Annotated in this window: 8 protein-coding genes and 1 tRNA gene; 5 read left to right on the top strand and 4 right to left on the bottom strand. The window is 64.2% G+C overall.

The window, feature by feature from the left end; all coding sequences use genetic code 11:
• Positions 1-71 precede the first annotated feature (71 nt).
• Positions 72-1,931, bottom strand: a complete 1,860-nt coding sequence (gene lepA, locus AB5I39_RS03705) for a translation elongation factor 4 (RefSeq protein WP_404371317.1) — start codon at positions 1,929-1,931, stop codon at positions 72-74.
• 233 nt (positions 1,932-2,164) lie between these two features.
• Between lepA and AB5I39_RS03700 the strand changes: the two genes are divergently transcribed.
• Both AB5I39_RS03700 and AB5I39_RS03695 read left to right on the top strand, forming a co-directional pair.
• Positions 2,165-3,016, top strand: a complete 852-nt coding sequence (locus tag AB5I39_RS03700; protein ID WP_404373995.1) for a CsgG/HfaB family protein — start codon at positions 2,165-2,167, stop codon at positions 3,014-3,016.
• 75 nt (positions 3,017-3,091) lie between these two features.
• On the top strand, positions 3,092-3,631 hold the full coding sequence (locus AB5I39_RS03695) for a redoxin domain-containing protein (protein WP_404371314.1): 540 nt from the start codon (positions 3,092-3,094) through the stop codon (positions 3,629-3,631).
• A 1-nt stretch (position 3,632) separates the two neighbouring features.
• Here the strand turns inward: AB5I39_RS03695 and AB5I39_RS03690 are convergent, their stop codons facing one another.
• The 3 genes from AB5I39_RS03690 to AB5I39_RS03680 form a co-directional block, all read right to left on the bottom strand.
• On the bottom strand, positions 3,633-4,151 hold the full coding sequence (locus AB5I39_RS03690) for an AAA family ATPase (protein ID WP_404371311.1): 519 nt from the start codon (positions 4,149-4,151) through the stop codon (positions 3,633-3,635).
• Entirely contained in the window at positions 4,148-4,720 is a 573-nt protein-coding gene (gene pnuC, locus AB5I39_RS03685; RefSeq protein WP_404371308.1) for a nicotinamide riboside transporter PnuC, read from the bottom strand. Before pnuC ends, AB5I39_RS03690 begins: the two co-directional genes overlap by 4 nt.
• A gap of 119 nt (positions 4,721-4,839) precedes the next feature.
• Positions 4,840-8,349 carry an autotransporter domain-containing protein gene (locus AB5I39_RS03680; RefSeq protein WP_404371305.1) on the bottom strand — a complete coding sequence of 1,170 codons (3,510 nt, stop codon included), beginning with the start codon at positions 8,347-8,349 and terminating at the stop codon, positions 4,840-4,842.
• Positions 8,350-8,648: 299 nt separating this feature from the next.
• On the opposite strand from AB5I39_RS03680, the gene AB5I39_RS03675 reads away from it, so the two are divergent.
• From AB5I39_RS03675 to AB5I39_RS03665, 3 genes are all read left to right on the top strand, one after another.
• Positions 8,649-8,725, top strand: a tRNA-Pro gene (locus AB5I39_RS03675).
• A 155-nt stretch (positions 8,726-8,880) separates the two neighbouring features.
• Positions 8,881-12,261, top strand: coding sequence for a polysaccharide deacetylase family protein (locus tag AB5I39_RS03670; protein ID WP_404371302.1), 3,381 nt, complete (start codon positions 8,881-8,883; stop codon positions 12,259-12,261).
• Between the two features lie 271 nt (positions 12,262-12,532).
• On the top strand, positions 12,533-12,970 hold the full coding sequence (locus tag AB5I39_RS03665; protein ID WP_404371299.1) for a hypothetical protein: 438 nt from the start codon (positions 12,533-12,535) through the stop codon (positions 12,968-12,970).
• Positions 12,971-13,022 lie beyond the last annotated feature (52 nt).

The following is a 13,022-nucleotide window of genomic DNA, read 5'->3' as shown; positions in this document are numbered from 1 at the left end:
CGTCAGCCTTGCAGTTTCATGTCAGTTATCGGTCACTGACATGACGGTTTTGCGACAAGGTGCAGCTAGCGCTACTCCTCGCCCATCCGCAGTGCCGCGATGAAGGCCTCCTGCGGGATGCTGACGCTGCCATATTCGCGCATCTTCGCCTTACCCTTTTTCTGCTTGTCGAGCAGCTTGCGCTTGCGGCTGGCGTCGCCGCCATAGCATTTCGCGGTCACGTCCTTGCGCATCGCGCTGATCGTTTCGCGCGCGATCACCTTGCCGCCGATCGCGGCCTGGATCGGGATCTTGAACAGATGCCGCGGGATCAGTTCCTTCAGCCGCTCGACCATGCCGCGCCCGCGCACCTCGGCGGTGCCGCGGTGGACGATCATCGACAGCGCGTCGACCGGCTCCTCGTTTACGAGGATGCTCATCTTCACGAGGTCGCCCTCGCGATTGCCGATCTGCGTATAGTCGAAGCTGGCATAGCCCTTCGACAGCGATTTCAGCCGGTCGTAGAAATCGAACACCACTTCGTTGAGCGGCAGTTCGTATGTCGCCTGTGCCCGCCCGCCGACATAGGTCAGGTTCTTCTGGATGCCGCGCCGGTCCTGACAGAGCTTCAGGATGCTGCCTAGATATTCGTCGGGCACGTAAATGACGGCCTCGATCCACGGCTCGCTGATCACCTTGATCCTGTTGGGTTCGGGCATGTCGGCCGGGTTGTGCAGCTCGATATGCGTCGTGCCGGCGGGATCGGGGTGCGTGAGCTCGATCTCGTACACCACGCTCGGTGCGGTGGTGATGAGGTCGAGATCATATTCGCGCATCAGCCGCTCCTGGATGATCTCCAGATGCAGCAGCCCGAGGAAGCCGCAGCGGAAGCCGAAGCCGAGTGCCGCCGAGGTCTCCATCTCGAAGCTGAACGACGCGTCGTTCAGGCGCAGTTTGCTGATGCTCTCGCGCAATTTCTCGAAATCGGCAGCATCGACCGGGAACAGGCCGCAGAACACCACCGGCTGCACTTCCTTGAAGCCGGGTAGCGCTTCGGCCGCGGGGCGCTTGGCGTCGGTGATCGTGTCGCCGACACGGGTCTGCGCGACTTCCTTGATCTGCGCGGTGATAAAGCCGATTTCGCCGGGCCCGAGATCGGTCAGTTGCTCGATCTTCGGGCGGAAACAGCCGACGCGATCGACCAAGTGGACGGTGCCGGCCTGCATGAACTTGATCTGCTGGCCCTTCTTCAGCACCCCCGCCATCACGCGCACCAGGATGACGACGCCGAGGTAAGGGTCGTACCAGCTATCGACCAGCATCGCCTTGAGCGGGGCCTCGGCATCGCCCTTGGGCGGGGGAATGCGCGTGACGACGGCTTCGAGTACTTCGGCGATGCCGATGCCCGATTTGGCGCTGGTCAGCACCGCCTCGCTCGCGTCGAGGCCGATCACTTCCTCGATTTCCGCCTTCACCTTTTCGGCATCGGCGGAGGGAAGGTCGATCTTGTTGATGACGGGCACGATTTCATGGTCATGCTCGATCGATTGATAGACGTTGGCGAGCGTCTGCGCCTCGACCCCCTGCGCGGCGTCCACCACCAGCAGCGCGCCCTCGCACGCGGCCAGGCTCCGGCTGACTTCATAAGCGAAGTCGACATGGCCCGGCGTGTCCATCAGGTTCAGCGTATATTCGATTCCGTCCTTGGCGACGTAGCGCAAGCGCACCGTCTGCGCCTTGATCGTGATGCCGCGTTCCTTCTCGATATCCATGTTATCGAGGACCTGTTCGGACATTTCGCGGTCGGAAAGGCCGCCAGTCACCTGAATCAAGCGGTCGGCGAGCGTCGATTTGCCATGGTCGATATGGGCGATGATGCTGAAATTGCGGATGTTCTGAAGAGGGGTCACGTATTCGCCCGGGTTCGTGCTGAAGAGGATGCGCGCCGCCATAGCATCGCCGCCCGCCCGCACAAAGCCCGGCTGCACCAATGCAATGCTTCTGTTCCTGCGGCGGCGAATCGCGTAATCAGCGCGGGCAACGATTCACGAACCGGGGGGCAGAGATAGTGACGAAGCTACGGATTGGAGCGACGACGGCCATCGTATTGGCACTGGTTTCGACGGAAGCGCAGGCGCAGCGCCTTGCCAAGCCGTCGGGGACGCAGAAGCTGCAAGAGGCCACGATGAACGACGTGCCGCGCTGCGCGCGCAAGCACGGTACGATCTCGATCGTCGATGGCGATGATTCGCGTGGCTGGACGCAATATAATCTGGCCCCGCCGCAGAAGCTGCTGAAGGTGCTCGTCGCGCGCTCGGGTTGCTTCAACCTGGTCGACCGCGGCAGCGGGCTGCAGGCGGCGCAGCGCGAGCGCGACATTGGCGGCAACCTTGGGCTGCAGCGCGGATCGAATGTCGGGCAGGGGCAGATCAAGGCGGCCGATTATGTGCTGCAGGCCGAAGTGCAGGGCGCGAACAGCAATGCCAGCGGCAGCGGCGTCGCGGGCGGCCTGGGCGGTCTGATCGGCGGGCCGATCGGCGGAATCGTCGGCGGGATCCGCAGCCGCAAGATGGAGGCAAACGTCGTCCTGTCGATCACCAACGTCCGCACGACCGAGACGCTGGCGACCGAGGAGGGCTATGCCGCCAAGAACAGCCTCAGCTTCGGCGCCGGTGGCGGCGTGTTTGCCGGTGTGGCCGGCGGCGGCGCGATCGGCGGCGGCTATGACAATACCGACATCGGGCGGATCGTGACGCTGGCGTTCATCCAGGCCTATTCCAAGCTGGTCAACGAACTCGGCTATGTGAGCCCCGGCGACACCGGCACGGCCGAGGCAGCACCGGCCAAGACCTTCACCGCGCAAGGGCCGCTGGCGCTTCGCTCCAGCGCCAGTGCGTCGGGACGCGTGTTGCGTACGTTGGCCGCCGGATCGATCGTCTACCCGACCGGCAACAAGAATGGCCTGTGGTGGGAAGTCGCCGACGAGAACGACAATGTCGGCTGGGTGCTCAACACCAAGCTCGCGCCGTCGCGTTGATCCGCACGCGGTAAGGCACTGGCGGCGGCGCGGTCGGCGGAGTAGCGTGGTGTCATTCTTTCAGGAGAGGTTGCCATGAAGTTCACCGCCCCGCTTGCCGCCGCCGCCATTGCACTGTTGGCGGCTGTCCCTGCCAATGCCGCGCTCAAGGTTGGCGACAAGGCGCCCAACTTCACCACCGAAGCGGCGCTTGCCGGCAAGACGCATTCCTTCTCGCTCTCGGCCGCGCTGAAGAAGGGGCCGGTCGTCCTGTATTTCTTCCCCGCCGCCTTCACCTCGGGTTGCACCGCGGAGGCGCACGCCTTTGCCGAGGCCGCCGACGATTTCGCCAAGCAGGGCGCGACGCTGATCGGCCTGACCGCGGGCAATGCCGAGCGGATCAAGGAATTCTCCTCGGTCGAATGTCGCGACAAATTCCCGGTCGGGCTTGCGACGCCCGCGACCATCTCTGGCTATGACGTCGCGTTGCCGCAGAAGGCGGGTTGGACCAACCGCACCTCCTATGTGATCGCCAAGAATGGCAAGATCGCCTACGTCCTGTCCGAAATGCAGCCCGCCGGGCACATCACCGGCACGCTCGCAGCCGTGAAGGCGCTCAACGCCAAGAAGGGCTGAGTCAGCCCGCCAATCCTGCCGCCTCGATCGCTGCAAGCGCAGCGGCGAGGCGGTCGGGGCCCTGGCCGCCCACCACCGCATAGCGCACCCCGCGCCGGTCGAGTTCGGCGCGCGAAAGATCGAAGAAGCGTTGCCGCTCGGCCGCGCTGCCGAACATCCGCGTGCCGTCGTCGATCCACGGCAGGTCGATGTCGAGCAGCAGGTACAGATCGGCCACGCCCTGCCACGCGTCGAACCACGGATCGCGCGTGCCGAACAGCATGTCGGACCATACCGCGGTCATCAGCGGGTCGGTGTCGAGGAACAGCGGGTCGGCTCCGGTCGCCAGCGCCGCGCGCGTCATCGCATCGTGCGTCTGCGCGATCTCGACCAGATCGGTCATGGTGAAATCGGTTCCGTGCGTTTCGGCAAAGGTGCGACCGTATTCGGGCACGAAGGTCGTGTCGTACCGCGCGGCGAGCAGCGCGATCAGCGTCGATTTGCCGGTGCTTTCCGGGCCATGCAGGCAGATCGTGGTCATACCGCAACCGCCTGACGTCGCGCCACGCGCTGCCAATCGATCAGCCCCCAGACCGCGAGCGCGAGGAAGATGCCGTAGAGCACCATAGTCAGCCACAGCCCTTTCGCGGCGTATAGCGCGATCGAGCCGATATCGACCGCGATCCACAGCCACCAATTCTCGATTGCGCGCCGCGACATCAGGATTTGCGCGGCAACGCTGGTAATGGCGATGGCGGCATCGGCCCAGGGAAAGGCCGCGTCGGTGAAGCGGTTCATGCCATAACCCCAAATGGCCGACGCGATGAGGCAACCAATTGCCCACCAGGCCCGCTCCCGTCTGGTCAGACGGCCGACGGTGATCGCCCCGGCCTGCGCCCGGTTGCGGGACCAGTTCCACCAGCCGTAGATCTGCACGACAACGAAGAACACCTGCAGGATCGCGTCGCTATACAGCCGCGCATCAAGGAAAATCCGCGCATACAACGCGACCATCGCCAGCCCGAACGGGTAATTCCAGATGCTGCGCCGCACGACCAGCGAGACGTTGGCGATGCCCAGCAGGAAGGCGACGATTTCTAGAGCGGACATCGACCCCGCGTTATCGGCAGATGGCGGCCGATAGAAATGCTATTTTCGTGGGCACGCTCGGGGAGCAGCAAAAAGGCCGCCCGGTTGCCCGGACGGCCCTTTCGTACCGTGTCGAACGATCAGAAACCGATCTTGATCGACGCGCGATAGCTTTGGTTAGACACGTCGCCGCGACCGATCGTCGTATCCGCGCCGACCGAGACGCTCAGCTTGCGTGTGCCGTACGAGATGCCGCCGGCGACTTCGGCCCAGTTGAGGTCCTGGTTGGTCGTCGCGAAAAGCACGTTGGCGCCGGAGCCGCCCGTGAAATTTGCACCGAACGCGCCTGCGCGATCGTGAAACTCATGGACGTAGTAGGCGGAGAGGTATGGCTTGATCTTGCTCCCTCCGTTGATCACCAGACCGGCCAGCCCCTGAATGCTGCCGAAATCGCGACGGTCGTACCGGAGCGCTGGACCGCCGCCACTTTCGCTGTACCCGCCAAACGCAAGGCGGCTGGCGCGGAGCGCGAAGCGTGGTGCAAGCGACACGCTATGGAGCGACACGGGCGCGCTCACGCCGAATTCCCCGGCGAGCGCCTGGGACTGATTCCGCCCCGTCAGGGTGAAGTTTGACCCCACAATCGAGACGTTCCGGCGCGTGTTCGAATAGAAAATGCCGATGCTGGCCTGTCCGTCGAGCACGACACCAGGGCTGACCTTCACCTTGCCGTAGACGGTGCCCTGGTACAACTCTGCCTTTGCCGTTTGCGCGCCGGTCGTTGTTCCGTCGACATTGGTGTAGGACAAAGCGAAACCGAGCGCGGCGTTATTGCCGACCTCGGCTTCGATGCCGCCCGCGACATAGTAACCGTTGAACTGGTCACGGCCGCCAAGCGGGATCGCGGTTGCCATCGGGCGGCTGTCGCCGTCCAGATAGCCGGCGGCGATGAACGCCCCGGTTCCCTCTGGCAGGCGAGTCGTCTGGCTGACCTCCGCCGTGGCCACGCCGTTCGTTCCCCGCATAACATCGTTGCCCGCAGTTCTTTGCGTCGCGACCTGCAGCGGGTTGCCGATGATCGCCAGCGTGCCGTCCAGCTTGCCCGGTTGAAGCGCCGCGACCCGCTGTTCCGTAAAGCGCTGCGAATTGTCCATCACCAGCGTGCCGAGCGCGCGTTGCAGCGTCTGGTCACGCGGGGCGAGGCTGTCGAGCGTCGACTGGATCGTCGCCGCGTTCTGCAGATCGAGCGGACCATAGATGTCGAGATAACCACCGTTCCCGCGGTTCTGATCGAGCAGCTGCGCATAGGCACGCTGCACGGGCGAAGTGCCGACGACATTGGCATAGAGACCCGCGTCGATCGTCGCCGTGATTGCATTCGCGGTGTAGGTGAGGCGCGGCGTCAGAATCGCGCTGAACGCGCCGGGCGTGGCAAACGCGCCAGTCACGCCGCCGGCCGCGGTCAGGATCGTGTAGACATTGCCCGCGCGGAGCGTGTCCGGCGAGAAGCTGAAACCGATCACGCCGCCGACATTCGCCGCGCCCGTGCTACCGCCAGTACCGGCAGTGGCAACGATACGGTCCGAGACGCCGTTGGCGCCGAGGTCGACGAGATAGCGGCTGCCAGAGGTCAGAATCACGTTGCCGTTAAAGGTCAGCGTGCCGATCGACCCGGCATTGCCCGAGGCACCGGGCGAGATCGTGCCGAGCACGTTGGTGAAGAACGGCGTGCTGATCGTGCCAGTGCCGTTAAGGCCGCCAGCCTGTAGCAGATAGTCACCCGGAGTGGTCAACCGCCCGTTGACCTGCATCGTGCCGGTCATCTGCATGATGTCGATCAGGCTGGTTAGCGACCCGGTCGAGTCGATGTTCAAACGGGCACCGGCACCGGCAAGCGTAAGCCGGTCGATCGTGACCGTCGAATTGAGCGTGGTCGTGCCGGTGGCGGAGAGGGTGACGTCGAAATAGCGCCCGATCGCGCCGGTCGTGCGGACCGGATCGATGTTGTTGGGCACGAAATTGGTCGCACCGGGCAACCCGTTGGCAATCGTCGCGGCAGGCAGTGCCTGTGCGGCTGCCGTCGCCTGACTCTGCAGGTCGGCGGCGACGTCGCTCCCATCGGCGAGTGCACCGCTATCGGGGCCCGTCATCGTCGCCGTCGCGGCGTCGTTAGCCAGCCCAGCCGTCCCGATCGGATTGGTGTTCAACGTTTCCACACCGGTCGCTACGTTCAGGCAGTCGCTCAACGTCGGATTCTGGAAGCAGATCTGGCCGAACTTGCCGCTCACGTCGGTCGTGGTACCGCCGGGACTGGTCGGGACGCCATTCACCAGCTGACCATTGGGCCCGATTATCGTGTAATTGGGATCGATGTTCGTGACCCAGTGGTTGGCATCGGTCCAGTTTCCATCGCCGGCCAGCGCGCTGACATAGCGATACGGATTGTTCGCCGCGATATAGTCCCAATACAGGTACAGCGGCTGATAGAAGCTGTTCGAGCCATAGCCATTGGATGGCGCCGCATTGTAGAAGCGACCGAAGCCACCCGACAGCACGCCCAGAATGACCTTTCTGGAGAAAGCTGCGTCAAGGATCAGCGGCCCGCCGGAATCGCCGGGCGCGGTGCCACCCTCGTTGGGCAGTGCGTTGTCACGGAAGCTGTTGAAATCGTACGGGCTGGCGCTCGCCGTGCCACGACGTGGATCGTCGAAATCGATCCAGTAGAGATTTTGCGGCAGGGCACCGGGGGCCGTGCCGAAGATGAAATTCTGGAAATCATCCAGCGAGGCAAGGCCGCCTAGAAAATTTTCGGCGACGCGACGGCGATAATCGATCCCGCCATTCGCACCCGTCTCACCGGTGCCGTTGTTGCCATACCCCGTGATCGCGACGTGATAGCCGGTGCCGCTCGCCCCCGCCGTGGCGGGTGCCGGGAGCGCCGAAAACAGCAGTGCCCAAGTCGGGATCCCGCGGGTGGGCGTATCCAGCGAGGCAATCGCAACATCGCCGTACAGGAACCCATTGCCCGGCTGGGTCGACAGCGGGTTATAGACGACGCTGTTCACCGTATAAAAATTTTCGGCGACACTGGTAGTATTGGCCGCGCGGCCCGTCACCCCGAACAGCCAGTTACGCAGCGGGCTGGTCCCGGCAGGTGCGCCGGGCAGGGTCGAATTGTTCGACGCGTTGAAGCCGAAGCCGATGGCCACGCCGCCCGCACCCGAACCATAATCCGTTGCTGGACGCGAATTGACGCAATGCGCGGCGAACAGGACGGTGCGCGGGTTGATCAACGATCCGGTGCACAGACCGAGGCTTACACTGCCCGGTGTAGAGCCCGGCGTGCTGATGATCATCTGGCCGACGCCCGTGATGTTCACCGGGTCGCGCGCCGTGGTCGGCGTGCCAGGATTGGCAATCTGGATGTAGGGCTCCGCCGGAGCGACGGCGATTTGCGCGCCGCCGCCATGGGGTTCGAGAACGGCTTGGGTTCCGTCGACGCGCGCGCCGCTACCGGGCTGGTCGGCGGAAATAGTCGGGCCGCTTGCCACTTGCGCTTGCGCAACGCCACCGGTTACGAGCCCAATGCCAGCCACACCAGCCAGCAGGAACGGACGAAGCCGCATAATCGCGGCACTCGACTTCAACATGACAAGACACCCCTTTTTCGTGGCGCTGCCCCAGCCGCGCCATCTCTGATAAGGGGAGGCTATAAGTACGATTTCCAAATCTCAAGCGCATTTGGGGCCGATTCGATACAATTCCTTTTCCCGACCAAAATCTTGCAGCCTGTTGCTTTCCTGCAACGCAGCGCGCCGGTGTTGAATGGCCATCGCGGGCTGTCCGCCCAATGAGCGGTCGCTTCGATCATCATCTTCTCATCATTTCCCGGCATTTTTGACTTGATAGCCGGGGCAGCGACCGCTAGGCGCGGCCCCCTGCAATGTGTCGGGGCGTGGCGCAGTCTGGTAGCGCACTGGTCTCGGGGTCCAGGGGTCGTAGGTTCGAATCCTATCGCCCCGACCATTGCATGGTCCCCGACAAACTTCCTGCGACGCGCCGTCCTATAAATCTTTGACGGATGCCATTGATGACGCAATTGTCATCCGGGCGTCGCCGAACGGCCATTAGAAATGGCCGATGCGGTCACGCCTAAACTGCGTCTCAGGAAGCTTTTGCCGATGAATTCCGCCCCAGTGTTTTACGATGCTTCGGGACGGCGCAGGCGGCGCTTTGCGCTTGCGGTCGCGGCATTCGTGCTGCTGGTCGTGGTGGCGGTGACGGCGCTCGGCGTGTCGATCGGCGCGGTGCCGCGCGCGCCCCTGCTGCCGGTCGAGGCGGAACATCCCGCGCTCACCAAGCTGCCGCCGCCGACCGGCCCATTGCTCAAGCGCGCGCGCCACGACCTGAACGGCTACGCCCGGTTGCTCGGCGCGCCGCCGCGTGGGCTCGGCGTCAACCAGCCGTTGGCGATCGGCTTTCACGTGCCGTGGGACGAATCATCCGCTGCGTCGCTGCGTCGGCACATCGGCGACCTTGATTGGCTGATCCCGGGCTGGGTTTCCGTGACTGGCGCCAATCACCACATCACCGTGTTCCGCGATCCGGCGGGCCGAGCGATCATCAACAGCGCGCAGACGCGTCCGTTGATCCTGCCGATGATCCAGAATGCGATCGGGGGCGATTGGGATGCGCGCGGCATGGAAGCGCTGTTGCACGACCCGGCGCAGCGCAAGGCGCTGCTCGACAAGCTCGAGCCGTGGTTGGCCGCGAATGGGGCGGGGGGCGCGTTCTTCGACTTCGAATCCCTGTCGCCGCGCGGCCAGGCCGATTATCGCACCTTCCTGTCGGAGGCGAAGACGCGCTTCGCCAAGCGCAAATGGGTGATCGCCATCGCGGTGCCGGTGGGCGAGGCGGACGGCGAGCATGGCTGGAACATCGCGGCCTTTGCCAAGATCGTCGATCGCGTCTTCCTGATGGCCTATGACGAGCATGAGGTCAGCGGCGATGCCGGGCCGATCGCGTCGCAAGCCTGGTTCGAACAATCGGTCGCCCGCGCCGCCCGCGGCGTGCCGCGCGAGAAGATCGTCGTGGCGATCGGCAGCTATGCCTATGACTGGCACGACGGTAGCGGCGAGCCGCTCGCGATCGACGAAGCGTGGGAGGCCGCCCGCGAATCCGAAGCGACGCCGGTGTGGGACAAAGCGAGCGGCAACAGCAGCTTCGCTTACGAAGAGGGCAAGAGCCGCCACGTCGTGTGGATGCTCGATGCGGCATCGGCCTATAACCAGATGCATTTCCTGCAGAATGTCGGGCTGGGCGGCGTCGCCGTTTGGCGCCTCGGCGCGGAGGACCCAGGCCTATGGTCGATCTTCGGACGGTCGCACCGCAAGCTGCCGCCCGCCAACGCGATCGACACGATCCCGGCGGGCACCGATGTCGATATCGAGGGCAATGGCGAGATCCTGAAGATTGGCGGCGTGCCCGTCCAAGGCGTGCGGCAAGCAGTGACGGACAAGGCCGGCACGATCACCGACGTGCGCTTCCCGACGCTGCCCTCGCCCTACATTGTCGAGCGGACCGGCTACAAACCCGGGCTGGTCGCGCTGACCTTCGACGACGGGCCCGATCCGACCTGGACGCCGCGCGTGCTCGACATTCTGAAGCAGAAGAAGGTCCCCGGCACCTTCTTCATCGTCGGCGAGAATGCGCTGACGCAGCGCCCGCTGCTCGAACGGCTGGTGCGCGAGGGGCATGAGGTCGGCAGCCATACCTATACCCATCCCAATCTGGCGGGCGCATCGCAGACCGAGACGACATTCCAGCTCAACACCACGCAGCGCTTGTTCCAGGCCTTTACCGGGCACAGCCTGCGGTTGTTCCGCGCGCCCTATTTCGGGGACGCCGAGCCGACCACGGCGGACGAAATCGAGCCGGCGCTGCAGGCGCAGGACCGCGGCTATATCTCGGTCGGGCTGCATGTCGATCCGGGCGATTGGAAGCGGCCGGGGGTGCAGGCGATCATCGACCAGACGATCGCGCAGGTGACCGATCCGGTCGCCTCCAAATGCACCGCCGCGACGCAGACGCAGTGTAGCCGCAATATCATCCTGCTCCACGATGCAGGGGGTGACCGCTCGCAGACCGTGGCGGCGCTTCCGGTGATCATCGATACGCTGCGCGCCAAGGGCTATACCTTCGTGCCGGTCTCCACGCTGGCGGGCATTCCGCGCGATGTCGCGATGCCGACGCTCTCGCCGAGCGACCGGGCGGCGGCGGTGACCGACCTGTTCCTGTTCAGCACGCTCGGCTTCATCGTCGAGGCGCTGGGGTGGATTTTCTTCATCGCCATCACCGTGGGCATCGCCCGGGCGGTCGTGCTGTCGGCGCTCGCGCTGATCCAGGCGCGGCGCGAGGGGCGGGCGATCTTCCCGCCGATCGACGGCGACCGCTTCGTGACGGTCATGATCCCCGCCTTCAACGAGGAGATGGTGATCGAACGCGCGGTACGCGGTGTGCTCGCGTCGAACGACGTGCTGATCGAAGTGATCGTGATCGACGACGGATCGTCCGACCGGACCAGTGCGGTGGTGGCCGAGGCGTTCGCCGATGACCCGCGCGTGCGGCTGCTGACGCTGGAGAATGGCGGCAAGGCGCGCGCGCTCAACCGCGCGCTCGAACTGGCGACGGGCGAGATCGTGATCGCGCTCGACGCCGATACCCAGTTCGAACCGAGCACGATCGCACGGCTGTCGCGGTGGTTCTCCGATCCGCAGATCGGCGCGGTGGCGGGCAATGCCAAGGTCGGCAACCGCGTGAATTTGCTGACCAAATTCCAGGCGGTCGAATACATCACCGCGCAGAATCTCGAACGGCGCGCGCTCGCGCGGCTCGATGCGATGACGGTGGTGCCGGGCGCGGTCGGCGCGTGGCGGCTCTCGGCGATCCGGCAGGTCGGCGGCTACCCGGACGATACGCTGGCCGAGGATCAGGATCTGACGATCGCGATCCAGCGCGCCGGGTGGAAGGTGACGTACGATCAATACGCCATCGCCTGGACCGAATCGCCCGAGACGATGAAGGGCCTGGCCAAGCAGCGCTTCCGCTGGGCGTTCGGGACGCTGCAATGCCTATGGAAGCATGGGCGCATCATGGGCACCGGACGGCCCAAGGGCCTGGCGCGGATCGGCTTGCCCCAGGCGATCCTGTTCCAGATCGTGTTCGCGGCGATTTCCCCGATCATCGATCTCGCGCTGATCGTCAGCTTCGTGACGACCTATCTCGCGGTGCAGGCGCATGGCTGGGCGCAGACGCAGGGCGATCTGGAGAAGATGCTGCTTTACTGGCTGGTCTTCACCGCGATCGACCTGCTGGCGGCGACGATCGCCTTCGCGCTGGAGCGGCGCGAGAATTGGCGGCTGCTGTGGCTGCTGATCCCGCAGCGGATCGGCTATCGCCAGATCATGTATTACGTCGTGCTGAAGGCGATTGCGCAGGCGCTGCGCGGCCCGCGCGTCGGGTGGGGGAAATTGGTGCGGACCGGGCGGGTGCAGGCAGGGTAGGGGCGCGGGGTCGGGGCTGCGTGTGGCGGCCGAAAGTTGCGAAAGTGCCACCCGCGAGGGGGGTCGGGTCGGGGCGGCTAGCCGCTAAAGTCACACGAGTCACACCATCGGCGCTGTTTTCGAGCGCATGGTCGGCGGAGGATCGACGGTTTGAAAGAGCGGACCGACCGAGGGTGGCAGGTTGAGAGTGTGTAGGACAGGGGGTGTCTGGGATTAGCGGAAAGTCGACAGGCCGCTTTCGACGCCATTCTTTTACTGGTAGATTGTTGGAATGGGTTGGGAAAACACACCGGAGGATGAGGCAACAAGACAAGCGATGATGAAGGCGTTGGCGATGGTTTTTGTGCCAGCGGCTATTGCGATCTTTGCGCTTCTCTACGTTGTGGTTCCGCGAAGACCGCCAACCTCCCAAGCATGGGCGAACGGGACGTACATCAACCCCTGCTGCCCTCCGATCATCCTGCGGGACGGGTTGCTCGCTTCAGGAAAAATGAAGTCGAGGTATACGGTCGATTACGGGAAGCGTGGTTATTTTATACATGTAGATAAAGGCATCGGAGTTGACGGCAAAAGTGTGAAGCTCGGTGCGCTGGCGCAAGACGTTCCATTCAACAGAGTTAGCGAAGCCCAGCCCGCAATTCACGAGCCTGAGTCACTGCACCTTTATCAAGCTGAGACCTTTGACGATGTGATTTTCGTAAAACAGTGAATAGATAAAAACGACGTCTGATTAAGGTGGGATGATTGTCCGGCCGAAAAGT

The sequence above is a fragment of the Sphingomonas sp. MMS24-J45 genome, from assembly GCF_044881195.1.
Classification (GTDB): Bacteria; Pseudomonadota; Alphaproteobacteria; order Sphingomonadales; family Sphingomonadaceae; genus Sphingomonas.
The sequence above is the reverse complement of the archived record's forward strand: the minus strand, read 5'-3'. Positions and strand labels throughout refer to the sequence as shown.